Genomic DNA, 26,940 nt, shown 5'->3' on the forward strand with positions numbered 1-26,940 from the left:
GTGGGACCGGCAACAATTTACAGGGCACTGCAAACTCCGTTAATGAGTAGCACGATCACACCCCCAACCATACTCACGTAATTAGGGAAGATATATGAAATACAAATGGCGCTTTGGACATTCCGCATTGAGTGCGCTCACAGCTATCTTGATATTTATGAACATTGCATGGAGCAGTACTGCGCATGCAGATACGGCTTGGGACTTTGCTGGTATGTATGGTTATTACAGCGGAGGGGCCTATAACAATCCTGCCACGGGTAGTACGTCATGCCCCAAGGGTTACACTGCATATCTCGTTTATGGCACACCCAACGTCGACTGGTCGATGTACTTTTGCGGCCGACCACACGTAGCTGATCAGAACTCACTCTACGATTTTGGTGGTATGTTTGGATTGGCTGGGAGCACCGCGTATTACGCCGTGCCATGGAAAGGGTACTTTTATTACGTCAACCCCTTTACTCATACCGATACTTGCCCACCCGGCTACACTCAAACCCGAGTACTAGGGACACCAAACGTAGATAACAATCTGTTCTACTGCTGGCGTGCACATTCTTCCGATATAACTACGGCAAGCATGTACTTCGGTGGCATGACAGGAGATGGTGCTACCCCATACATTAACCCTGCAACGCAAACGGCACTGACATGCCCTTCTGGCTATACGGCGTACCCTGCATTGGGTACGCCCAACGTAGATTATCGATTCTTCTATTGTGGCATTCCACAGAACGTAGCAACCGTCGCGGCTGGAGCGGGAAGTCTTGGAATAGGTGAGCCCATCATAGAAGATGCCGGTTCGGCAGGTTGGGCCGTTAGCGACCAAGTAAATGCGCTCAACAATAACGGCATCAATGCTCGTGTCGTTCGATTGTGGACCCTTGCTAACGATCTTCTGACTAGCTCAACTCAAATCAATGCCACAGAGATGCCGATAGCTCAGGCTACCGTGCAACAACTGCAAAGTTCCGGAGTGACTGTTCTTGGCGTAGATGGAGAATATCCGACGTGGATGACCGGCGGAACTATTTGGAACGAAATACCGTGTAGAAGTACAACGCCCGGAAGTGCATATGAAAACTTCATCAGCAACTTCAAGCAATCTTGGAACACAATGTCTGCTGCGTTGCCAAGCATTCTCATGTGGGAGCCAGCAAATGAAACAAACGGTCTGCTAGTGCCAGATTTAACGGATGCCGGCATGTGTCCAGCAGGGCATGCGTCCACCTTCACTGAACAAGAGGCCGCCGCCATCACAATGGACATGATGTACGCAGCGCATGCCGCAATTCACGCCAACATCCCTAATGCCACGGTATTCATGCCGCCACCAAGTCCGAATCCTACAGGAACATATCTAGACCCGACATTTGCTCCCATTGTTTCGTTTATCACGCAAATTTACAGTGACATTGCATTGGGTAACTGGCCTAGTACCAATCCACGCGATTACTTTGACGGCGGAAGCTGGCACCCTTACATTGCCACCGACGCTACAGCATCGACATGGGTTGAACCAAATAACAAGGTGTATGCGGTATTCCAGAGCAACAACGACACGAATATTCCGTTCTTGTTTTCCGAAACCGGCTTTGAGGTCTGCCAGACTTGCACCGTCACTTCGTATAGCACCGCTGCATCATGGATGGCGGACGAAATAACACTGAGTCAGCAGAACTTTCCGTGGCTCACTTATCTCATCTATTTCCGCGCGTTTGAGGATGGATTCGGAGGAGCAGGCGCAAATCAATATTTCGGCATCATGTCCTCGCCAACCTCACTGCCGGGAAACACGTGGTTTACAACTGCGACTTCCAATTCGGCAACCAGCCCTCCATCCGGCTTTTGCTACTTTACGGGATGTAATTATCCATCACCAAAGCCATAGGCCATGGCTGTTTCCAATAGAATATCCCCCGCTGTTATGTACAACAGTGAGGCATGTTTCCGTATGTGTCAGTGGACGAACGTGTCCCTGTCGATCATCCGATCCGCAAGCTGCGGGTATTGGTCGATGCCGTCCTGAAGGAACTGGACGAGGTGTTGGCCTCGCGCTACGCCACCGGTGGCCGTACTTCGACTCCTCCCGAGCGTTTGCTGCGTGCCTCACTGCTGCAAGTGGTCTATAGCGTGCGCAGCGAACGACTGCTGATAGAGCAGTTGAACTACAACCTGCTTTTCCGTTGGTTTGTCGGTTTGAACATCGACGATCCGGTGTGGGATCACTCCACGTTCTCGTTCAATCGTGACCGGTTGTTCGACACCGACATCGCCCAGCGTTTCTTCGCCCACACCGTGCTATTAGCACGCCTCAATGACCTGGTCAGCGACGAACACTTCTCGTTGGATGGTTCGTTGCTGGAGGCGTGGACTTCGCATCGAAGCTTTCGCCCCAAGGACGATGACCGGGATGGCGATGAGGATGACTTTCGAGGCCAGAAGCGCCGTAACGCGACCCACGCATCGACCACTGATCCGGATGCACGCCTGATGCGCAAGGCCAAAGGGCAAGCAGCCCGCCTGGCTTATTCGGCCAATGCGCTGATGGAGAACCGCCATGGCTTGCTGATCGGCGTGGATATTCGCCACGCCACGGGCACCGGTGAACGTGAGGGTGCGCTGGCGCTGGTCGATGCGCATCTCCCCCGGGCGCTACCCTGGGCGCTGATCGCGGTTATGACGTACAGGACTTCGTTGAGCAGCTACGGCAACGTGGCATCGTTCCCCACATCGCCCGCAACACCACCGATGGGCGGCGTAGTGCGATCGATGCACGGACGGCCAGCCGCGGGAACTACGCCATCAGCTTACTGGTCCGCAAACGCATTGAGCAGAGTTTTGGTTGGGTCAAGACCATCGGCGATCTGCGCAAGCTACCGCTGATTGGATTGGCCAAGGTCAATGCTTGGGCGCACTGGAATTTCGCCGCGTATAACCTGATCCGACTGGATGGCATCGGCCAGTGGTGGAATCCCTCGCCCACGTAAAAACACTCATGGCGAGGGGCATCCGAACCATGCAAGCCCTTTGATAGACACAGGTTATCGCGCCACAATGAAATGGGTGTTTCTCAACAGCCTGCTAAACCGACTATCCGCACTAACACCTGGTTGATGCGATAACACCTGATTGATGCGAGCGAAAACTGCAACAAGGATCTTGATGATCAAGACTGTGCAGCGCCCCATCGCCGGGATCGATTGATCCAGAGGCATTCGATCTCACGACACTAAGCGCCACCCAAGCGCATTTGAACACAGCGCCTACAGACTAAGCGCCGCATCCACCATCCGCTGCGCCTCCTGCAGGATTTCCTCCAGGTGCGCTTCGCTCTTGAAGCTCTCGCCGTAGATCTTGTAGATCTCTTCGGTGCCCGATGGGCGCGCCGCGAACCAGCCGTTTTGCGCCATTACCTTGATGCCGCCGATGGCCGCGTTATTGCCCGGGGCGTGATCCAGGATGTGCTCGATCTTTTCGCCCGCCAGTTCCTTGCTTTGCACCTGGGCCGGCGAAAGTTTGGCGAGCGTGGCTTTCTGCTGCGCGTTGGCCTTGGCGTCGACGCGGCTCGAATAGGGGCGGCCGAGGGCCTGGGTGAGATCGTCGAACAACTGTCCCGGATCCTTGCCCATGCGCGCGGTCATTTCCGCGGCGAGCAAGGCGGGCACGATGCCGTCCTTGTCGGTGGTCCATACTTTTCCGTCGTGGCGCAGCATCGAGGCGCCGGCGCTTTCTTCGCAGCCGAAGCCCAGCGAGCCATCGAACAGGCCGTCGGCAAACCACTTGAAGCCGACCGGCACTTCGTACAGCCGGCGGCCGAGGCGTTCGGCCACCCGGTCGATCATGGAGCTGCTGACCACCGTCTTGCCCACGCCAGCCTCGGCGTTCCACTGCGGCCGATGGCGGAACAGGTAATTCACCATGACGGCCAGGTACTGGTTCGGCTGCATCAGGCCATGGCTGCGCGACACGATGCCGTGCCGGTCGTGGTCGGTGTCGCAGGCGAAGGCCACGTCGTAGCGATCCTTCAGCCCGATCAGCCGCTGCATGGCGTAAGGCGAGGACGGATCCATGCGGATCTTGCCGTCCCAGTCCACCGTCATGAAGCGGAAGGTGGGATCAACCGTATCGCTCACCACGGTGAGGTCGATGCCATAGCGTTGCGCAATCGGTTGCCAGTAATGCACGCCGGCGCCGCCGAGCGGATCGACCGCCATGTGCACGCCAGCCTGGCGGATTACGTCGAAGTCGATGATGTTCTTCAGGTCGTCGACATAGCGCGTGAGGTAATCGTGTTCCTGCACCAGGCTCGAACGCCGCGCCTGCCGGTAACTGACGCGCTTGACGCCGCTGAGCTTGCTTTCCAGCAGCGCATTGGCGCGTTGCTGGATCCAGCCGGTGACGTCGGTGTCGGCGGGGCCGCCGTTGGGTGGGTTGTACTTGAAGCCGCCATCGTTGGGCGGATTGTGCGAAGGCGTGACCACGATGCCATCGGCCCGCCCGTCCAGCCGCTTGCGGTTGTGCACCAGGATCGCATGCGAAACGGCGGGCGTGGGCGTGTATTCGTCGCCGGCGGAAACCGCCACGGTGACCTCGTTGGCGACCAATACTTCCAGTGCGCTTTCGAACGCTGGCCGCGACAGCGCATGCGTGTCGATACCGATGTAGAGCGCGCCATTGATGCCTTTCTGGCGGCGGTAATCGCAGATCGCCTGGGTGATGGCCAGCACGTGCCACTCGTTGAAGCTGCGGTCGAGCGAGGAACCGCGATGGCCGGAAGTACCGAAGCTGACGCGCTGGGCGGGTTCGGCCGGATCCGGACGCAGTTGGGTATAGGCCGCCAGCAATTTGGGAACGTCCACCAGCATGTCTTCCGGAGCGACCTTGCCGGCCAGTGCATCGACTTTGGCGTTCACGTGATGAGATTCCTTGTTGGCGCTTGAATGGAAACGGGAATACGGGCTCAAGGAGTAACGCTCGCGTGAAATCGAACGTTTTCCCAAGCCCATTCCAGCCATTATCCGCGTTCGCGCATCAATCGTTTGTGGGCAAGGCTGGTTCCGTGCCCACACCGGGCGATCCGCTCAGGCTGTGGCTTTCACCAGGGTTGCCGCCAACTTTGGCAAATCGCTGATCCGATCGATGGTGTGATCCGGCGCCGGCTGGAGCTGCGCCATGTCCGCCTGCGCGGCGTAGTGTCCCTGGCGCACGAATACGGTGGTGAGCCGGTCGCCCAGCTTCTGCTTCATCTTGGCCAGCAGGTTGGGCTTGTCGTCGGCCATCACGTAATGCGCGGCGGGATAGCGTTCCTGCATCGCATCCAGCGAGAGTTCCTTGTGCACGAAGATCAGGACCTCGCCGCGCACCGCCTGGTAGATGCCGGCGCGCTCGACCTTGCGCGGCTGGAAGACGATGTCGCCATCGGAAAGGATCGCGGCGCGCCCGAGCCGGTTGAGTTGCTCGATGACCGCGAGCGCATCGGGAAACAGCAGCCGCTCGAACGGGTAGTCCAGCAGCCAGGACGACATCGCCAGCACGCCCGGCCGCGTATCGCTTTGCAGGCGGAAACGCTGCAGGGCGCCAAGGTAGTCGGCATAGCCCACCGCGTCGCGTTGTTGCTCATAGAGCTGCCAGTAGCGATCGCACTCGGCCTGGCCGAACTGGTGCGTGAGATGCGCATGCAGGTCGTCGCCGAAGCGATCGTTGTCCAGCAAGGTGTTGTCGACGTCGAGCAGGAAAACGGTGGAGGGTGTCGCCGGGTCGCTCACAGATAGATATCCACATGGTGTTCGCCGCCATCATCAACCAGCGGCAAGCGATCGCCCTCGATCGGCTCGCCGTTGAGCAGGATGCGGCGCGGCGGCGCATCGCCTGCACGAGCGTGCACCACGATCTGGTAATCGGTCTCGCGATGCCGGTAGCTCAAGCTGTAGTCCTGCCAGTCTGGAGGAAGTACCGGTTCGATGTACAGGCTTTCGCCTTCCACGCGCAGTCCGAGCAGCGATTCCAGGATCAGGCGGTACATCCAGCCGGCCGAGCCGGTATACCAGGTCCACCCGCCACGCCCCTGGTGCGGCGCGCCGTAATACACATCGGCGGCGATCACGTAGGGCTCCACTTTGTAGGTGTCGATGCGCTCCTGGCTGCCGTGGTTGATCGGGCTGATCATGCGTTGCAGTTCCCAGGCGCGCCGCGCATCGCCCATGGCGGCGAACGCCATCGTCGCCCACACCGCGGCATGGGTGTATTGACCTCCGTTCTCGCGCACGCCCGGCACATAGCCCTTGATGTAGCCGGGATTCAGCGACGAGCGGTCGAACGGCGGGTCGAGCAACTGCACGATACCGGCCTCGCGCTTGACCAGATGCTTGTCCAGCGATTCCATCGCCTGGTGGCGGCGTTCCGGTGGCGCGGCGCCGGACAGTACCGACCAGCTCTGCGCGATCGAGTCGATGCGGCATTCCTCGTTCTGCTTCGATCCCAGCGGCGTGCCGTCGTCGAAGTACGCGCGCCGGTACCATTCGCCATCCCAGCCGTGCTCATCCAGGTTCGCCGCGAGTTTCGCCGCTTCGTCCTCGCACTGCTTCGCGAACGCCTCATCCTGGTGGAGGCGCGCCGTCGCGGCGAAAGAAGTAAGTACCTCGTGCAGGAAAAAGCCCAGCCAGATGCTCTCGCCGGTGCCCTTCTCGCCGACCATGTTCATGCCGTCGTTCCAGTCGCCGGTACCGATCAGCGGCAGGCCGTGCGGGCCGCGGCTCTTGCTCCGTTCGATCGCCCGCATGCAATGTTCGTACAGCGTGGCGCTTTGTTCCGAACGCACCGGCAGGTCGTAATACGATTCTTCGTCGGGCTTGACCGGACGGCCTTCGATGAAGCCGACGCGCTCGTCCAGCACGCCGGTATCGCGGGTGGTGTGCACGTAGCGGCTGGTGGCGAGCGGCAGCCACAGGTAATCGTCGGAACAATGCGTGCGCACGCCACGATCCGACGGCGGATGCCACCAGTGCTGCGCATCGCCTTCCACGAACTGGTGCGCCGCGCTCAGCAGCAGGTGCTGGCGCGCGTTGTATGGGCTGGCGTGCACCATCGCCATGGAATCCTGCAATTGATCGCGGAAGCCGAACGCGCCGCCGGACTGGTAATAGCCGCTGCGTCCCCAGAAGCGTGCGGCAATCACCTGGTACATCAGCCAGCCGTTGGCCAGCGCGTTGACCGCCATGTCGGGTGTCTTCACCTGCACCTTGTCCAGCGTCCAGCGCCAGTGCATGCGTACTTCATCCAGTGCGGTCGCCGCGGCGTTCGTACCGCGGAAGCGCTGCGCCAGATCGCTCGCCGCCTTGGCGTCATGGGCTGCGCCAAGACGGAAGATCACCTCGCGCGTTTCGTCCTTGCCCAGTTCGAACGGCACCTGGATCGCCGCGCAGGGATCGAGCCCCGGGCCCAGGCGTCCGGACAGTCCGCTGCGCCCCATCGCCGCGGGCGTACGCGGGCTGCCGTTGCGGCCCAGGAATTCCATGCGGTCGCCGGTCACGCTGCGCGCGGTGGCATCGGTGTCGAAGAACGCCACGCGATTGGGAAATTCCGTGTTGTAGGCATTGCGCGCAAGCAGCGCGCCGGTGACCGGATCGGCTTCGGACACGATATGCATCGCGTATTTATTGCGCATGTCGCCCAGCACCCATTCCACGTAACCGGTCGCCGACAGTCGCCGCGAGCGCCCCGAGCGGTTATGCACGCGCAGCACCGAAAACTTGATCGGCGCATGCAGGGCCACGTACACCCACAGCTCGGTGTGGATGCCGTCTTCGATGTGTTCGAATACCGAATAGCCAAAACCGTGGCGCGTGATGTAGGTGCCCCTGCCCCGGTGCGGCAATGCCATCGGCGACCAGTAATGGCCGCTTTCCTCATCGCGCAGGTAGAAGGCCTCGCCGCTGCTGTCGCAGATCGGATCGTTATGCCAGGGCGTCAAGCGGAACTCATGCGAGTTCTCGCTCCAGGTATAGGCGCTGCCCGACTCGGAAATGACGCAGCCGAATTCCGGATTGGCCAGCACGTTCGCCCATGGCGCCGGCGTATGGCGACCGGAACGCAGGATGATCGCGTATTCGTTGAGATCCGGGGTAAAGCCGCCGTAGCGATTGGTCAGCTGCAAGGTATTGAACAATGCCTGCCCGTGGTCGTCCGCGGCGCTTTGTTCCGCCCGCGCGGTGCGGCTGACCGCCAGGCGCGGCATCTGCGATTCCACGCGCCGGCGTTCGATCTGCTCGGCCAGCGTGCCGCGGTTGTCGTACAGCACGATGCGCGCCACCGATTGCACCAGGATGCGATCTTCGACCGATAACTGCTGCGAAGGACGCACGAAAATGCCGCCTGGGCGATCGATCAGGCTGGCTTCGGTACCGGAAGCGATCAAGCCGAGGATCAGGTCTTGCAGTTCCTGCCGGTAGCCGGCCTGGTCTTCGTTCCAGATCACCAGGTCGACCGTCAGTCCCTTCATGCGCCAATACGCATGCGCCTGCACCAGCTGCCGCACCAGTTCGATGTTCGCCATGTCGGCGATGCGCAACAGCACGATCGGCAGGTCGCCCGAGATCGCCTGCCCCCATAAGCCCGACTGGCCGCGGCGATTGGCCTGCAACACGGCCGCCTCGGCGCGCAGCAGCGTATTGGCGTACAGGATCGATGCCGCCATGCGCTCGTACAGCCGGGCATCCGCGTGCGTGGCATTCAGTTGCTGCAGCAATACCTGGCTGTGGGTCCAGGCCAGGTCGAACACGCGGTCGGCAAGATGCCGGTCGCGATATTTCTCGGCCAGGTGCTGGCAGGCCTCGCGGCTTTCCGCCATGCCGGTAACGATATCGACGGTCGCCGAATGCTCCGGCGGCAGCGTGATGCGCACGCGAATGGAGACGATCGGATCGAGTACCGCGCCGACCGTATTGGAGAGCTGCGAATGCGTGCCGAGCCGGCTCAGTGCCAGCGGCCGGGCGATGCTGCGGCCACGGCCGATGAATTTGGCGCGGTCCGTCTCGTAGGAGATCGATTCGATGTTTGCATCGTGCACCGCCATTACATGGCACATCCACGGCACACGCTCGTTATTGGCGCGCGGACGCCGCGTGCCGATCAGCGCCTGCGCGGAGGCGATCCATTCGGTCTGCACGAACAGGTTGCTGAAGGCCGGATGCGAGGCATCGGCCATCGCCGGCGCGATCACCAGTTCGGCAAAGGTGGTGATTTCGATGGTGCGCGCCCGGCGGCCACGGTTGGTCAGGCGCACGCGGCGCAGCTCGATATCGTCCTCCGGCGAAACCACGATCTCGGTGTGCGCGTCGTAGTTTTGCTCGCGCACGCGGAATTCGGCGCGCGCATCGGAAAAAATCGCCTCGAACTGCTCGGGCTTGACCAGCGTGGGCTGGTAGGTCGTGGACCAGAACTCGCCGCTTTCCACATCGCGCAGGTAGCAGAACTGCCCCCAATTGTCGCTGGTAATGTCCTCATGCCAGCGATTGATGGACAGGTCGCGGCAACGGCTGTAGCCGGCGCCCGAACTGCTTACCATCACGTGATAGCGGCCGTTCGACAGCAACTGCACCGCGGGGCGCGGCATGTTCGGGTCCTGGAACACGCGCAGCGTGGTGTCGGCGGCGGTAACGCCCGGCTGCAACATTTGCAGGCCGGTGGCCTGCAAATATTCGGTGGCGCTCTTGGGTACACGTTCCTGCAGCAGCAGCGCATTGGCACGGAACTGCGGGTCAGTATCGAAGCGTGTCTGCATCGGCTGGTCGAGCAACATGTAGGCAAGCGACAGCAGGCCCATGCCCTGGTGGTGCGCCATGAACGATGCCACCACCACCGCGTTCTGCCCATGCGGCACGCGCGCCGGCGTGTAGTCGATCGCTTCGTAGAAACCGTAGCGCCCGCGCCTGCCTTCGGCGGCCAACCGCTCCAGGTTCGCGCAGGCTTCCGAAGGCGCCACCATCAGCGCCATCACGCTGGCGTAAGGCGCGATCACCACGTCTTCGCCCAGCCCGCGCTTGAGTCCCAATCCCGGCACGCCAAAGGCGCGGTACTGGTAATTGAGATGCACGTCGACAGTGTTGTAGCCCGATTCGGAGACGCCCCACGGCACACCGGCCTGCTGTCCGTACTCGATTTGCCGCGCCACCGCCGCGCGACAGGTTCGATCGAGCAGCGTGCCGGCGTAACTGGGCATCACCAGCATCGGCATCAGGTATTCGAACATCGATCCGGACCACGACAGCAGCACCGGTTCGCCACCCGTGGTGGTGAGCAATCGGCTGAGTGCGAACCAGCCATCCTGCGGCAGCTGGCCTTGGGCGATGGCGACATAACTGGCCAGCCGCGCTTCGGAAGCCAGCAGATCATAGCAACCCGCATCCAGTCGCCGTTCGTCGACGTTGTAGCCGATCGACAGCAGTTTCTTGCGTGCGTCGTACAGGAAACTGAAATCCATCACCGCCAGTTCGGAGATCGCCGCGGCCAGACGGAGGATGTCATCGCGGCGCAAGCTGGCGCCCTCCGCCGTGCCGGTGCCGGCCGACAGTGCCTGGCGCAAGGTGGGAATGCCTTCCTGTTCGGGCAGGCTCGCGGTCCACGCCTGGGCGGTTTCCATTTCGCGCCGAAAATCGGCGACCTGGGCCAGCAGTTGCGTGTACCAGAAATACGCTTCTGACGTTTCGTCGTCGGGAATGGCGGCGTGCAGTTCGTCGATCTTCAGTTGCAGCGTGACGGTGCATACCGCCACGCGATCGAGCGATGGCGGCGGCGCCTGCACGGTTTCCTGCAACAGCCGGCGCAGGCTGGCGATGGTGCCGTTGTTGCGCCCGTCGGGCAGGCTGTCGCGCAGCAGCGTCAGCGTATCGTGCAGGCCCTCCAGCAGGCGCACGTGGAACAGCGGTTCATCCAGTAATGCCAGCAGGCCGGGGCGAAGCGTCAGCAAGTGTGCGGCGAGGTTGCCGCTATCCACCGATGAAATGTATTGCGGCGCGAGCGGCTTCAGCGTAACGGTGTCATACCAGTTGTACAGGTGCCCGCGATAACGCTCCATGCGTTGCATGGTCTGCACGGTCTTGCCGATGCGGTCCAGCAGGCGTCCTGTAGTGATGTAACCGAAGTCGTGCGCGGCCAGGCACGAGAGCAGCGACAGCCCGATATTGGTGGGCGAAGTGCGATGCGCGACGACGATGCCCGGCACTTCCTGCATGTTGTCCGGCGGCAGCCAATTGTCCTCCGGCCCGACGTAGGTCTCGAAGAATGCCCAGATGCGCCGCGACAGGCCGCGCAGGAATTGCAGCTGCCGGCTGCTCGGAACGAATGCGATTTCCTTGCGCCGCTGGCTCGACCAGCGCACTATCGCCGGTCCTGCCAGCCACAGCAGCAGGATCGGCAGCGCCGGCGGCAGCGCCGCGCGGTGCAGCGGCCAGATCACCGCGCAAGCCACCACGGCGAGCAGCGGATTGATCCATAACATGCGATAGATATGCAGCGTCGAGTGCGCGCCCTCCTGCTCGACGTCGCGCGAGGTTCGCCATTGCAGCAGGTTGCGGCGGCTTACCGCCATCCGCCATAGCGTGCGCGCGATGGCGTCCACACTGTAATAGGCCTCGTGCGGGAGGGTCATCAGGGCATACAGCGCGCGCGCCAGATGCTGGCCGGCCAGGCCGATCGAGCCACGGAGGTGCGATTTCAGCGTCACGTCCGATGGCTTCTGCACGATCGCCAGCAGCGAGGACAACAACGGCAACGTAAATTGCAGCGCCAGCACCGCTACCGTCCAGGTAATCGGCTGGTCGAAGCCAAGCCATGCAAGCAGGAACAGCACGGCGAACGACGGCGCCACCAGGCTGCGCCGCAGGTTATCGAAGATCTTCCAGCGCGACAGCGCGCTCAGCGTATTCTTTTCCCTGCGCCCATCGGCACTCGGCACGCGCGGGAAGATCCACGGCAGCAATTGCCAGTCGCCGCGGATCCAGCGATGGCGGCGCCGGTAATCGTTGACATAGCTGGAGGGATATTCCTCATACAGCAGCAAGTCGCTCAGCAGCGCCGAGCGCGCATAGCAGCCTTCGATCAGGTCATGGCTGAGGATGCTGTTGTCGGGAAAGCGGCCGTCCAGCGATTGCACGATGGCATCCACGTCATAGATGCCCTTGCCGATGAACGAGCCTTCGCCGAACAGGTCTTGATAGACATCCGACACCGCGCGCGTATAAGGATCGATGCCTACTTCGCTACCGAACAACATCGCGTAGCGCGATCGCGCCGTGCTCGGCAGGCTGATGCCCAGGCGCGGCTGCAAGATACCGTGACCGCGCAATATGCGGCCCGTCGCGGCGTCATAGACGGGACGGTTGAGCGGATGCGCCAGGGCGCCGGCGAACTCTTGCGCGGCATCGCGCGGCAATTGCGTGTCGGCATCCAGCGTGATCACGAACCGGATCCCGCGCAGCATGGCAACCGGGCCCACCACCAGCTCGAATGCATCGAGCTGGCCGGTGCGCAGCAGGTTGTTCAGATCGGTGAGCTTGCCGCGCTTGCGTTCGTGCCCCATCCAGACGCCGTCCGCACGGTTGAAGCGGCGCGGACGATGCAACAGGTAGAAACGATCGCCATTGCCTGGCGCGTACTTGGCGTTCAGCGATTCTATCTGCTGGCGTGCGAGGTTGAGGATGGCCGCGTCGTCTTCCAGGCGTTCTTCCGGCGCATCCTTGAAATCGCTGAGCAGGGCGAAGTGCACGTGCTCGTCCCGATTGGCGAGGAAGTGCACTTCCAGCACTTCGACCATATCCTCCACGTCCTGCGTGCTGCCGAGCATGGCTGGCACCACCACCAGGCTGCGCGCCGAAGCCGGTACGCCCTGCGCGAAATTCATGCGCGGCAGCATGGACGGCGACGTGGTGACGGTAACCATCCAGTTCACCAATCCCAGCGCGAACTGGCTGGTCGCCAGCAGCGCTGGAATCGCCAGCAGCGCCAAGGCCCCGCCGGAATAGCCACTGAGGCTGGCGATGCGCAGGATCGGCTGGGTGAACGCCAGCGTGAGCAGCACAATCATGCCGACGTAGAGCACCAATGGCACACCGAGCAAGGCGCGCCTGAGATTCATCCAACGGTGATAGCGATAACCGGCCGCCCGCTCGAGCACGGGCAAGCCCTGGTCGATCAGGTAATAACCCACGTGCGCGCTGATGCCCGATACGGCATGGGTGGCAGCGCATGCGCGTGCCAGTTCGACGGCAGCGTCTGCCACGTCCCATTCGGCACGGTCGCTGGATCGGGCGAGGCGTTCCACTACGTGGCGATAGTGATCGCGCGTGGCGAAGTCCATATCCGCGTAGACACCGGCCGGATCCTTGCGCAAGGTCTGTTCGACGATGCTGTGCCGTTCCACGAAAGTGTGCCAGTCGATGGCGGACAGCTGCCGCATGCTGCCGATGCTGTTGCCGATGGACACCTGGTTGGCCGCCTGCTCCTGCGCTTCGCGTTGCAGTTCGTGCTCGATATTCGAGCCGGCCTCGGCAAGCCGTTGCTCCACCCACGTCAACGGCATCGCGAGCACCGCGCTCTGCCCTTGCAGCCGGCGCGCAAGCTCGGCCACGAAGGCGCTGCTCATCGGCGGTTTCGAACGCGCCATGTCGGCCACGCCGATCACCACGCTCTTGGGATCGTGCTCGGCGATTTCGGTAAGCAGGTCGGCCCATTCGTTGGCCTGGTCGCGGTAATGCCAGTCCGCCAGCACGCGCATCGCCGCACGGCGCAAGTTCTCGATCAGCGCCAGTCGCAGCATGATCGGGATCGCCCACAATTCGCCCAGCGTGAGCGGTTGCACCGTTTGATAAGCCGTAATGAAACGGCCCAGGCTTTCCTCGTCGACACGGCCATCGCCGTGCGAGATGGTTTCCAGCGCCAATACATACACGCGCGGCAGGCCGTCTTCGTCTTCCTGGGCAAGGCGCGGCAGTTCGCGGTTATAGCCTTTGGGCAGGTGCCGCTGCGCGATGCGGATCTGCTCTTCGATCAGGTAATAGTTGTCCAGCAACCATTCGCCGGCCGGCGAAATACGCCGATTGCCCTTGACGGCCGAGGTCAGCGCATCGCAGGCCTGCAGCAGCAGGCCGGCATTCTCGTCGAGCCGCTTCAGCAGCCGGTCCGACGAAGAACGCGGACTGAGCTTGTGCTGCCTCGCCAATGCGACGCCGTGCTGCTCCATCTGCTCGGCGCTGAACAGTTCCGCCCGCAGCGTAGGCTCCATCGACGCCTTGTCCGCCGCGGACTCGTGACGTGTCGACGGATGGGTATGTAACGCAGCTTGCAATAAAGAGGGCTTGTCGATCCTGAGCATCGCTCCCATCCGGCATGGCACGCTTCAAAAAAGGCCAGGACGCTACCCGGCAGTTGCCGCGATGCTGGCGCGGCAAAGTGTGCTGGAGGCGAAAAAAATAGACTTTCCGGCGTGAAAACTAAGTACGCAACCCGTTCGGCCTGACTGGTGTTGCCCGCTGCGAACGATTGCATGGCGATGTGTGCGCAAAACGCGCCGGTTGCACCAAGGCAATGCCGGGACCGTCGCGGTGCAAGTGATTCAAGCGTGCGCTATCCGTGCCGCATTCCGGTCGAGGCAAACAGCAAGCCCAGTGCCGTGAGTTTCCAGCGGCCCGCATCGCGCGCCACCATGCCTTTACGCTGTAGCTCGAACATGCGTCCGGCGGTCATGTTCTCGCGGTCCCAACTGGTCGGCCTTCGCTTGGTCAGCGAACACAGGGCGCGATGCTCCATCGAAGTCAGTGCGGTTTTTTCGGTATCCATGACATGCTCCACGCGCCTCGTCCATCAGATGGCAAGGCATCCGTGCCATATTCATCGACAACGCCCGCTGCTGGCGTTTGCGAAACGGCAACGCCGGAACATTGCCTTCACTTCGCGTATGGATAGACGGATCGTCCGGTCAACGCCGTTTCTTCTTGCTCTCCGGTTCCGGACGCGGCGGCGGCGATCCCGGATGCCCCGGATCGCGCCCTGCAAACGAAGTCTTGGCATAGTGCGGCGCACCGCTGTCTACCGCCGGAGCGCTTGGCTTGGTTTTCTTGCTGGCATAGACACTATGGATTTGCGCCGCCGAAAGCGGCTCGAGCAGGTAGGGCATGGCCGGGGCCTTCAATAAGACGGGCAAGAAATTCACCCGCAAGCAATAGAAAACATCCTGGCCGCATAGAGCCAAGCCGAAGCACAGGATGCGAAAAGAACAATGATGGACTGGCGCGCCAAGGATTGGACGGATAAGCCACGGCGCTTGCTGATCATGCGCCCCCGATTGTTACGCCAGTGTAAGTTCGTCGGACCGCCAGCACCTGGCGCCACAGGTAAAGCCATGCATAACAGCGACTTGCATGCCGCTCCCGCATGGCTCGTCAATCGGCAAAAAATGAACCATGGCCGCTTGCCCGCCCTTGCATCGCCCGTTCGCCCGCCTGCTCTCCATCGCACGGGGCGGGCACAACAGCGTCAGTAAAAGCCCTTTTGCACCTGCAGCCAGAACCGCGCGGCGTTGCTGTAGTCGGTGCCGACCAGGACCGGGCGGTTGCCGATCGGCTTGGCGACGCTGGTGCTCAGCACCCAGTCGTGCATCGCGACCCAATGCAGGCCGAGGCCCACGCTGTTCAGGCGCGCGCTGTTGACGCCCGGAAAGAATGGCGTCTTGTACGCCTGCACGTGGCCGCTGTCGACGAAGGCGGAGGCTTGCCATGGGCCTGGCAAGGGCGATAGCAGGAAGTCGTGGCGATATTCGATGGTGGCCAGCGTGCCCTGCGCACCCGACACCGCGCCAACGTCATAGCCGCGCACGCTATCGGGGCCGCCAAGGTAGAACTGCTCGGACGTATCGAGATTCTTGTTCGCCTTCTGTCCTGAAAAGCCGACATACAGAGCGTTGTCCTGGCTCAGTTGCTGCAAACGCGAGAGCGAATAGTCGAATTTGCTGTAGCTGCCGGCCGTGCGCGGCCCCAGGACATCGGCAAAGGCTGCATACAGATTGTTGAAGTAAAGCCGTCCGTAGCTGCCGCTCAGGTTGAAATTGGTGACGCCGGAGCTGTCGCGCTGGTCGCCGGCCAAGGTTGCCACCCAGACATTGCTGTGCCGGTTGGTTTCGATATCGGCAATGTCGATGTCGTCATGCAGGCGCTTGTGGTCGAACTCGATCTGGCCGTATAGATTGCCGGCCGTGTTGCGAATGAACGGCTGCGACAGATTCACGCTCTGCACTTGCGCCGTACCGTGGGCCTGCAGGTCCTGCAGGCCATTGCCGAGCCGGTAATGCAGGTCCGAGGCCGCGATGCCCAGCACGGTGCCCTGGCCATCCAACAAATATTTGTAGCCGGCGCTCGCGTAGCTCATGCCGGCGCCGGAGCTTACGCCGCTGACATTCAGCACATCGCCCTGGTTGAACAATCCATTGACGGCGAAGGTTCCGCTCAGTCGCAAGCGATCGGTATAGCGATTGCCATAGTCGTCCAAGCCCAGCGTGCCGGTGTAGCGCGGCGCGGAGGTGACGTCCACCACCAGATCGGACGTACCGACCTGCTCGCCGGGACGCATCACGGAATTCACCGATGCGCCGGGTACATCCGTGAGCAGCAGCAAGCTGCGCTCCAGCGTGTAGTCGGATACCTGCTGTCCTTGCTGCAAGGGCGACAACGTCGCGTTCAAGACGTGGTCGGCGACCTGGCTTTGGTTTTGCAGCGTAACGTGGCCGTAGCGCGCTTCCACCACCGCGATGTGCACGATGCCATCCTGCAAGGTTTGCGCTGGCACATACGCCGTCGCCAACGGATAGCCGTGCGCGTGATAGGCGTCGGTAATGCGGTCGGCCAAGTCGTCGAGGTCAGCCAGCGTCAGATTTTTGCCCTCTTCCGGCGCGACCAGCGCATGCAGCGTGGCGGTCAGCAAAGCGGTATTGCCGGTGATGCGGATCTCGCGCACCGGAAACGACTGGCTGTTGTCCGCACGGTTGCGGCGAGGCTGCTGGACTTCCAGGCGCAGGTCGGACGATGGCGCGAGCGCATTGGGCGGCTGCGCTTCCTGCAACAGCTGGCCACTGTTGGGCACCGGTGCCGCGCGCGTTTGCGCGTGCAGGGCGGCACTGCCCAGCGCGAGCGAAAGCGCGAAGCAAAGCAGGCGAAGCGGTGGAATCGCACGATTGATGGGCGTCATGGGGGCGGCGGCCGAATCAGAAGTAAGATGGCCGCGTAACGTACTGGGCGCGTTACGCGGCAGCGGGAGCCCGTTCATGCGGGCTTCTTGTCAGGGGGAGGCATCCGTGGGCAGTCGCACGCCTCCATGGATCACGTTGATGGGGAGTCCGGAATGGAAATCCGAACGGATCACGTTGCGCTCGATCGGCCGGTGCCGCTTTTTCTGGTTGCCGTTGAATACGCCAACCGCGCTCATGTCTGCCGTGCCGTAAGGCGTGGCGATCGATTCCGGTTCGATCGTGCTGTCGATCTGGGCCAGCCAACTGCCCTGCACGCCGGTACCGATGTCGCCCAGGTCGGTGATATCGGCTTCGGTGGTGGCGGTGGGATCGGTCACCAGGTAGTCGCCCGCGTTGGGGCCGGCGATGCCAATGCCGTAGACGGTAACCGGCTTGTTGTTGCCGACAGCCGGACTGCCGAACGATGCCGAGCTGTCGATGAAACTCACCGGATAGCCGGGTAGCAGTCCCATGCTGCTGAGCGCCACCGCATCCGCTTTGCCGCCGTTGAACGGGCGATTGGTACCGCGTGCGAGCACCGTGATCGGTAACGGCGTGATGTTGGCTGTCGTGGTCGTGGTGGTGTTGAAGATGTAGTTGCCGATATCCACACCGCTGCCGGTGATGCCGGACACCGTGACCGTCTTGCCGTTGCCGGCATGCGGATCGCTGAACAGCGCCGACGCATCGGCGAAGCTGAGCTGGTCGCCCGGCAGCACGCCGCTGGCGTACAGCGAAACCATGTCGAGTGCATTGCCGTCGAACACCTTGTTGGTGCCGATGGCGCCGATGGTGATGGCCAGTGGCGTAATGTCGGCGGTGGTGGTGGCAGTGGTATTGAGCAGAATGTAGTTACCGGCGTCGGCGCCGCTGGCGGTGATGCCATCCGCCGTCACGGACTTGCCGTAGCCGACGTTCTTGTCGCTGAAATTGGCTGACGTATCGGCGAATGCCACCTGGTCGCCGGCCACCACGCCGGCGCTGCCGAGGCCGACCGTGTCCAGCGTATTGCCGTCATACACCTTGTTGGTGCCGGTGGCGTCGACGGTGATCGCCAGTGGCGTGACGTTGGCGGTCAGGCCGGTCGGTTGCAACAGGATGTAATTGCCGGCGTCGGCGCCAGCGATGGTCATGTCGGTGGTGACGGCCTTGTTGTTGCCAACGTTCTTGTTGTTGAAGGTACCGACGGTGTCGTTATCCAGTGTGACGTCGTCGCCGGCAAATACGCCGGCGAGCTGCGAGCCGCTGAGCGTGTCCGCCGTGCTGCCGTCGTACACCCGGTTGCTGGCGGTGGTGCCGGTTACGTTGAGTATCGCCGGCGTGATGGTGACCCAGTCGTTGCCGCCCACGAAGGTGTAGTTGCTGGCGAGCGCGCCGTTGTCGCCGGTCAGCGTAAATCCGTCCAGGCCGCCGGCCGCGAACGATTGCTGCACGCCCACGTTCTTGGTGGACAAGGTACCGTTGCCGGTGAGCGTAAGCGTTTGTCCGGCCACGCCGGTCAACACGCCGTTATTGCCGAACAGGCTGGCATCGGCGGCGGTGGTGGCGTCGTAGACGCGCGTGCTGGTGAGGTTGAGCACGGCCGGATCGATCGTGGCCACCGTGCTGGCCGACGTATTGAAGGTGTAGTTGCCGGCATCGGCGCCGGCCGCGCTGATGCCGGCGACCGTTATCGGCACATTGCTGCCCGCATTGGGCGAATTGAAGGTGGCCGAGGTATCGGTGAAGCTCACGATATCGCCGCCGACCAGTCCGGCGCCGACCAGGCTCACGCTTGCCGTGGTGGTTCCGTCGTAGGTTTTGTCCTGGCCGATCGCGCCCACCGTGATGGCGAGCGGCGTGATGGTCAGCGTATCGGTGCCGCCGACCAGCGTGTAATTGCTGGCGAGGGCCGCGCCGTTGCCGGTCAGTGCGAGATCGTTCTGGTCGAACTGCGCCGTGCCGGTGTAGGTGTCGACGTTCTTGCTCGACACCACGCCCGTACCGCTCAAGCTGAGCGTATCGCCATTGATGCCGCTGATCACGCCATTGCTGCCGAACAGGCTGGCCTGCGCGCTGGTGCTGCCGTCATAGACGCGGGTGCCGCTGAGGTTCAGCACATACGGCGTGATGTCGGCGCTGGTGGCGGCGGTGGTATTGAAGGTGTAGTTGGACAGGTCCTGTCCGGTAGCGGAAATGCCGCTGACCAGAATCGGCACCTGGTTGCCCGCATTGGGCGAATCGAAACTGGCGTTGCCATAGCTGAACTGGATGTCGTCGCTCGGTACCGTGCCGGTAGCGCTCAACGCCACGGTCGCGCCGGTATTGCCGTCATAGACTTTGTTCTGGCCCACCGCCGATACCGTCACCGCCAGCGGCGTGATGGTGATGGATTCGGTGCCGCCGACCAGCGTGTAATTGCTGGCCAGCGATCCGTCGTTGCCGTTCAAGGCAAGGCTGCCCAGGGTCAATGGCTGGTCATTGCCGACGTTCTTGCTCGGCGCGCTGCCCGCGCCGCTCAATACCAAGGTCTGGCCATCGACGCCGGCGATCACGCCGTCAGTGCCGAACGCGCTGGCATTCACCGCCGTGCTGCCGTTGTAGACCTGCGTGCCCGCCAGGTTGATGATCGCCGGCGTGATGTTCGCGCTGGTGGCCGCCGTGTTGTTGAAGGTGTAGTTGCCGGCGTCCGCGCCGCTGGCAGTGATGCCGTCCACCGCGATACCGATGCCGCTGCCCGCATTGGCGGTACTGAAGTTGGCCGAGCCGTCGCTGAAGTTCACGCTGTCGCCAGGCAACACGCCGCTGCTGCTGAGCCCGACCATGGCGGTGGTGGTGCCGTCATAACTCTTGTCGTTGCCAGTTGCGGCCACGGTGATCGCCAGCGGCGTGATGTTGGCGGCCACGTTGGTGGGCTGCTGCAGGATGTAGTTGCCCGCGTCCGTGCCGCCAATCGTCATGGCAGTGCTCACGGTGATGTTATCGCCCACGTTCTTGCTGGCGAAGCCGCCGACGCTGTCGTTGCCCAACGCTACATTGTCGCCCGCGAATACACCGACCAGGGTGGAGCCGCTGAGCGCGGCCGTGGTGTTGCCGTTGTAGATCTTGCTGGCGGCAACGGTGCCGTCCACGGTCAACGTGTAAGGCGTGATGGTGACCCAGTCGGTGCCGCCGATCAGCGTGTAGTTGCTGGCGAGGGCGCCGTTATTGCCGCTCAGGCTGAAGTTGTCGATGGCGCCGGCGGCAAATGGCTGCTGCGCGCCGACGTTCTTGGTCGACAATGCAGCGACGCCCGATCCGCCCAAAGTCAGTGTTTGCCCCGCGATGCCGGCCAGCACGCCGTTGTTGCCGAACAGATTCAGATCGGCATTGGTGGTGGCATCGTAAACGCGCGTTCCAGTCAGGTTGAGGATCACCGGCGTGATGTTCGCGCTGGTGGCGGCGGTCGTATTGAAACTGTAGTTGGCGGCATCGCCGCCGGTGGCACTGATCCCGGACACGTCGATCTGGATGCCGTTGGCCACGTTCGGGCTGACGAAGTTGGCCGCGCTGTCGGTGAAGCTGACATTGTCGCCGGCCAGGATGCCGTTGCTGCTGAGATTGACGCTGGCGGTGGTGGTGGTGTCGTAGACCTTGTTGTTGCCGGTCGCCGATACCGTGATCGCCAGCGGCGTGATGTTCGCCACCAGGCCCGCGGGCTGGGTGATCTGGTAGTTGCCCGCGTCGGCGCCGGTCAACGTCATGGCGGTACTGACGGCAATATCGTTGCCAACGTTCCTGGTGGCAAACGTGCCGGTGGTGTCATTGCTCAAGGTCACCGTGTCGCCCGACAGCGGCGAGGAAAGCGTGGCGCCGGTGATGGTGGCCAGCGTGGTGCCATCGTAGGTCTTGCTTTGCGCCTGCGCGCTGGTGACAGACAACTGGTACGGCGTGATGGTGACCCAATCGGTACCGCCGACCAGGGTGTAATTGTTGGGATTGGCCGCACCGATGCCGGTTAGCGTGAAGCCGTCGAGGCCGCCGCTGGCGAACGGTTGCTGGTTGCCCACGTTCTTGGTCGACAGTGTGCCGGTGCCGCCCAGTTGCAAGGTCTGCCCCGCCACGCCGGTCAACACGCCGTTGCTGCCGAACAGCGAGGCGGCGGCGTTGGTGGTGGTGTCGTAGACCCGGGTAGCGGTGAGGTTGAGGATCCTCGGCGTGATATCCGCGCTGGTGGTGGCCGTGGTGTTGGCCAATAGGTAGTTGCCGCCATCGGTACCGCCGGCGCTGATGCCCGCCACGTTGATCTGCAGGCCGTTGCCTACATCGCTCTGGATGAAATTGGCCGATGTATCGGCGAACGACACACTGTCGCCCGCCAGCACGCCCGTGCTGGACAGGCTTACGTTGGCCGTGGTCGTGCCGTCGTAGGCCTTGTTCTGTCCGGCCGCCGTGACGGAGATGGTCAAGGGCGTGATGGAGCCGGTGATGGCGGCAGGCTGCACGATGACATAGTTGCTCGCGTCGGTACCGCTGATGGTCATGTCGGTGCTGACCGGCTTGTTGTTGCCGACGTTCTTGTTGTTGAAGCTGCCACTGGTGTCGTTGCCAAGGTCGACGGTATCGCCGGCGAACACACCGTTGAGCGTGGAACCGCTCAGGCTTGCGGTGACGGTTCCGTCATAGATCTTGGTGGCGGCTACCGTGCCGCTCACCGTCAGCATGGCGGGCGTGATGGTGACCCAGTCCGTGCCGCCGATGAGCGTGTAGTTGCTGGCGAGCGCCGAACCGTTGCCCGCCAGCGTGAAGCCGGCCAGTCCATCGCCGGCGAACGGTTGCTGCACGCCCACGTTCTTGGTCGACAGCGTGCCGGTACCGCTGAGCGTCAGCGTGTCGCCGTTGATGCCGGCCAGCACGCCGTTGTTGCCGAACAGCGAGGCGGCGGCATTGGTGGTGGCGTCGTACACGCGCGTGCCGGTGAGGTTCAACACCACCGGCGTGATGACGCCATTGTTCCCGAACGCCGAGGAAGGCAGCAGGTAGTTCGAAAGATTGGTGCCCGCATTAGCCAGGAAATCGGAGCTCACCAGTTCTGCCGATACCGAAAGGCCGGTGCCGGCGTTGGCTTGCCCGTAGCTGGAAGACGCCGACTGCGGAATGGTGGCGCCCTGTCCTGCGACGAAGCCGGTGAGCGTGTAATCCGAAGCGGTGAGCAGCGCCGAAGTGCTGCCATCGTAGACCTTGGTCGGCGCACCGGTGATCGTGGCGGTCAACGGCGCGGGCGTGATGTTGGCGGTCAGGCCGGTCGGCTGCGCCAGCACGTAGTTGGCGGCCGATGCGCCGCCGATGCTGAAGCCGCTGGCGCTCACGGCCAGATTGTTGCCGGCATTGGCGGTACTGAAGGTTCCGCTGGCGCCGCTGGAAGAAAACGTCACCGTGTCGCCACCGTAGACGCCATTGAGCACCCCCGCCGTGGTATCGAGACTGTCGGTGGTGGTGCCGTCGTAGATTTTGCTGTTGGCGAGAATGCCGGAAATAGTCAGCGTCGCCGGCGTGATGTTGGCGACCAGCCCGCCAGGCTGCACCAATGTGTAATTGCCGGCCTGTGGGCCGCTGATGCTGAAGGCTCCGGGCGCTACAGCCAGATCGGTGCCGACGTTCGCCTGCGCGAACGTGCCGGTGGTCGCCGATGTCAGGTCCACCTTGCCGTTGTCCGCGACGACCAGCCCTGAAAGCGCCGCCTGGCTGACATTGAGCGTGGCGGCCGTCGTCGCGTCGTAAACCTTGCTATTGGCATACACGCCAGTGATGTAGAGCGGCGCTGGCGTGATAGTGCCGGTACCGGTAGCGCTCACTGGCAGGATGTAATTGGTCAGCAGCGTGCCGGCATTGGCGGTGAAATCGCTGGAGGCCAGCTGCGCGGTGACGCCTTCGCTGCCCGCGTTGGGGCTGTCGTAATTGACCGGGCTGGACGGCGTGACGGTGGCGCCCTCGCCGCTCACGAAACCGCTGAACTGGATATCGGCCGAGGTGATGCTGGCGCTGGTGGTGCCGTTGTACACCTTGGCAGGGTTGCCGATGATCGTCGCTGTCAACGGCGCCGGCGTAATGGTGCCGGTGCCGTAGGCGGTGATCGGGAACGAGTAATTGCTCAGATCGGTGCCCGGTCCGGGCGTAAAGTCCGATTCGATCATGCTCGCCGTCACCGGCTGCGTGCCGACATTCTTGCTGGCGTACTGCCCGTCGATGGTCTGGTTGACGGTGGCGCTGTCGCTGCCCTGGAAACCGGAAAGCGTGAAATCGCCCGCGGCAAGCGTGGCGATGTTGTTGCCGTCGTAGACCTTGGTGGGATTGCCGGTGATCGCCGCGTTGAAACTGATGGAAACCGGCGCGGGCGTGATGGTGCCGTAGCCGGTCAGCACCGCCGGCAGCACGTAATTGCTTAGCAAGGTGCCGGAGCCGGCCGCATAGTCCGAAGCGTCCAGGACGGCGCTTACTTGCTCTACACCGGCGTTCGGCGATGCGTAGGTGCCGCTGGTCTGCGTCACCGTGATGCTCTGCCCCGACAACACGCCATTCAATGAATAATTGGCGCTGCCCAGCAATGCGTTGGCATTGCCGTCGTACACCTTGGTCGGATTGTTGACGATGCCGCCGCTGAGCACGATCGGATTGATGGTGCCGGTGCCGCTGATGCTGGCCGGAAAGCTGTAGTTGGAAAGCGACGTGCCCGAGGCCGGCGTGAAATCGGACGCTTCCAGCGTCGCCGTCACCGCAATGCCGTTGCCTGCGTTGGGCGAGGCGTAAGTCGATGAACTGGTCTGCGAGATGACCGCACTCTGTCCGGCAACAAAACCGCTGACCGTGAACCCCGCATTGTCCAGGGTCGCGGCAGTGGTACCGTCGTAGGTCTTGGTGGGGTTGCCGGAGAAAGTGATCGTAAGCGGCGCGGGCGTAATGTCCGCCGTCAATCCGGATGGCTGGCTGATCGTGTAATTGCCTGCCGCGGTGCCGCCGAGCGTGAAACCCGTGGCCGTCACGGCGAGATTGTTGCCTACGTTCGACTGGCCGAAAGTGGCGCTGGCGCCGCTGTCGGACAGCGTTACGTTGTCGCCGGCAATCACGCCGCTCAAGGTCGCGCCGCCCAGGTTCAGCGTTGCCGCGTTGGTTGCGTCATAGACCTTGCTGTTGGCCGTGACGCCGGCAATGCTCAAGGCCAGCGGCGTGATGTTCGCGCTCAATCCTTGCGGCTGCGTCAGCACGTAATCGAGCGCCTTGCTGCCCGTAAGCACGAAGCCGCTGGCGGCGACCGCAAGCCCGTTGCCGACATTCGATTGGCTGAAGGTGCCGAGCGCGGCGGAGCTGTCCAGCGCCACCGCGCCGGCATCGCCGCTGATGACCCCGTAAAGGCTGGCCGCGCCAGTATTGAGCGTGTCGCTAGCAGTGCCGTCGTACACCTTGCTGGTTGCCAAGACGCCACTGATCAGCAACGGCGCCGGCGTGATGGTGCCCAGCCCGCTCGCCGTGGCCGGCAGGATGTAGTTGTTGAGATTGGTGCCGGCGTTGGCGGTGAAATCGGTCGAACTGAAGGTGGCCGTGATCGTTTCCGTTCCCGCGGTCGCGCTGGCATACGCCGTAGGCGAATGCTGGCTTACCGCAGCGCCCTGCCCGGCGACGAAACCGCTCAGGCTGTAATCGTTCGAGGTAACCGCGGCGCTGGTGGTGCCGTTGTAGACCTTGGTCGGGTTATTGATGATGGTCGCTGTCAGCGGCGCAGGCGTGATCGTGCCGACATTCGCGCTCACCGCTGCGCCGGATAGCGTATAGCCGTACACCGGGATCGTGCCGCTGGCATCGGTCAGGGTGATGGCGGATATCGCACCCGGTCCGGTGACAGCGATGCCGCTGCCGGCATTGGGCGATCCATAGCTGCCTGAGGCCGTTGCGATCACATTGCCATTGACCAGTCCGGTCGCGGTGAGATTCGATCCGGCAATGGTGGCGGCGGTGGTGCCGTCATAGACCTTGCTTACCATGCCGCTGAAGCCGGTGATGGTCAGCGTCGGCGCGAGGCGATACAGGAAGCCATTGCCACTGCCTACCGGAGTGGTCGGATATGCGGCGTTGTATTGGATGAAATCGGGCGCCAGCCCGCCTGCCGTATCCAGTGTCGGATTGCTGGAATAGATCAGCCACGGTGCCGATGTGCCCGTGGCCACAGCATTGGCGCCGGCCTGGTTGACGAAGTTCGCCGCGGTCGCCAGCGTCACGCCGGCACCGCCCATGATCGATGCGCCGGCGGCAATGGTGAGATTGGCACCGCCCGCATTCATGCTCACGCCGCCCGCCCCTGTTACCGGCGCGTTGACGTTGATGGCGTGATACGCCTGCAACGACAGGCTTGCCGCCGCGCTGCTCCAGCTGATTGGCGCATCGACGTTGATGTCGCCCGCGCCCGCCGATTGCACGCCCACGCCGGATGCACCGGTAGCGGTGGTCTGCTCGGTGACATTGGTGCCACCGTTGAGCGTGCTGGAAATGGTGGCCGCCGAGGCGGCATCGATGGTCAGGTCGGTCGGATCGACCAGCCAGGTGCCGGCGCGCCCTTGTGGCGCCGACGCCGTGATCCGGGTACCGCTGGCCAGATTGAAATTCGCGGCCGAGGTTTCGATCGAACCGCCACTGCCGCCATTCGGTGCACTGGCATCGAGGGTACCGCCGACGTTTACCGTGCCGGCCTGCATGCCGCCAAGCAAGGTAATCGTGCCGTCATGGTTCTGCACCGTTTGCGCCCGCACGATGCCGGTGTTGTTGACGACGCTGGCGAGCAAGGCATCCTTTGCGCCGGCTGTCATGATCACCTGCCCGCCATTGGCAACGATCAGCTGGCGGTTCTCTGCCAGGTTGTCCAAGGTGCTGCGATCCACCTGCACATGCAGCAGCTGGTCGTTATTGAACGTCAGCGTGACCGCGCTGCCGCCGCCCAGCGCCACGGTGCCAAGTTGCGCACTGATCACGCCCCGGTTGGAAACCTGGTTGCCGATCAAGGCGGCATAGCCGCCATTGGCGATGGTGATCGCGCCTTCGTTGATCACGCTGCCCTTGCCGGTTCCGCCGAAGCTGCGGGTGTTCGACGCCAGCGTGCTGTCGTCCAGGTCGAGGGTGGAGGCGACCAGCCCGCCCACGTTGACCTGCGCGCCTTGGCCAAACAGGATGCCGTTCGGGTTGATCAGCCACACCTGGCCATTGGCATTGAGCTGCCCATAGATGGCGCTGGGCGTGCTGCTGAAGATGCGATTGACTGCGATCGCGCTGCTGCCCGGCTGCACGAAGTTCACGGTCTGGTTGGGCGCGATATCGAAATCTTGCCAGTCGAGCGTCAGTGTCGGGCTGCCCTGGCGGATGGTGGTAACGGCGCCGACTTGCTGGATCTGCCCTGTTCCGCCGGTGATCTGCCCGCCGACCAGGCCGGTGCCGGCATGCGCCATGCCTGCCGCGCACAACGCCAGCGCCAGCGCGGATAGCGCGAGGGTGCGTCGTCCGGTTACCGGCCGGCATGGCGCGCGGACGGCAGCGGGCGCTCCCGCATCGGCCAGTTCAGGCGCAGGAATCCACTGTGCGCGGGTACGGCTCCAGCACAAACGATAGATATGGTTCATGGCTCATGGCACCTATGCATCGACGATGGCGAAGTGCGCACGCCTTCG

8 protein-coding genes and 1 pseudogene are annotated in these 26,940 nt (G+C 62.7%); 2 read left to right on the forward strand and 7 right to left on the reverse strand.

What is annotated here, in order from left to right:
* Nucleotides 1-94: 94 nt before the first annotated feature.
* On the forward strand, nucleotides 95-1,894 hold the full coding sequence (locus ISP15_RS10270; RefSeq protein ID WP_404547211.1) for a hypothetical protein: 1,800 nt from the start codon (nucleotides 95-97) through the stop codon (nucleotides 1,892-1,894).
* Between the two features lie 53 nt (nucleotides 1,895-1,947).
* Nucleotides 1,948-2,993 (forward strand): annotated as a pseudogene (locus tag ISP15_RS10275) (IS5 family transposase).
* Nucleotides 2,994-3,269: 276 nt separating this feature from the next.
* Here ISP15_RS10275 and pgm read toward each other — a convergent pair.
* The 7 genes from pgm to ISP15_RS10310 all read right to left on the reverse strand — a co-directional run bounded on the left by pgm (nucleotide 3,270) and on the right by ISP15_RS10310 (nucleotide 26,892).
* The gene (gene pgm, locus ISP15_RS10280; RefSeq protein ID WP_404547212.1) at nucleotides 3,270-4,919 is read right to left on the reverse strand and encodes a phosphoglucomutase (alpha-D-glucose-1,6-bisphosphate-dependent); all 1,650 of its coding nucleotides are present in this window, start codon (nucleotides 4,917-4,919) and stop codon (nucleotides 3,270-3,272) included.
* Nucleotides 4,920-5,087: 168 nt separating this feature from the next.
* Entirely contained in the window at nucleotides 5,088-5,771 is a 684-nt protein-coding gene (locus ISP15_RS10285) for an HAD family hydrolase (protein ID WP_404547213.1), read from the reverse strand.
* On the reverse strand, nucleotides 5,768-14,371 hold the full coding sequence (locus tag ISP15_RS10290) for a GH36-type glycosyl hydrolase domain-containing protein (RefSeq protein WP_404547214.1): 8,604 nt from the start codon (nucleotides 14,369-14,371) through the stop codon (nucleotides 5,768-5,770). Before ISP15_RS10290 ends, ISP15_RS10285 begins: the two co-directional genes overlap by 4 nt.
* 251 nt (nucleotides 14,372-14,622) lie before the next feature.
* Nucleotides 14,623-14,835, reverse strand: a complete 213-nt coding sequence (locus ISP15_RS10295; protein WP_404547215.1) for a hypothetical protein — start codon at nucleotides 14,833-14,835, stop codon at nucleotides 14,623-14,625.
* Nucleotides 14,836-14,974: 139 nt separating this feature from the next.
* Nucleotides 14,975-15,172, reverse strand: a complete 198-nt coding sequence (locus ISP15_RS10300; protein ID WP_404547216.1) for a hypothetical protein — start codon at nucleotides 15,170-15,172, stop codon at nucleotides 14,975-14,977.
* Nucleotides 15,173-15,531: 359 nt separating this feature from the next.
* Complete coding sequence (locus ISP15_RS10305; RefSeq protein WP_404547217.1) at nucleotides 15,532-17,313, reverse strand: ShlB/FhaC/HecB family hemolysin secretion/activation protein; 1,782 nt, start codon at nucleotides 17,311-17,313, stop codon at nucleotides 15,532-15,534.
* A 12-nt stretch (nucleotides 17,314-17,325) separates the two neighbouring features.
* On the reverse strand, nucleotides 17,326-26,892 hold the full coding sequence (locus ISP15_RS10310; protein ID WP_404547218.1) for a YDG domain-containing protein: 9,567 nt from the start codon (nucleotides 26,890-26,892) through the stop codon (nucleotides 17,326-17,328).
* Between the last annotated feature and the right edge of the window lie 48 nt (nucleotides 26,893-26,940).

The sequence above is a fragment of the Dyella jejuensis genome (assembly GCF_044904675.1).
GTDB lineage: Bacteria > Pseudomonadota > Gammaproteobacteria > Xanthomonadales > Rhodanobacteraceae > Dyella_B > Dyella_B jejuensis.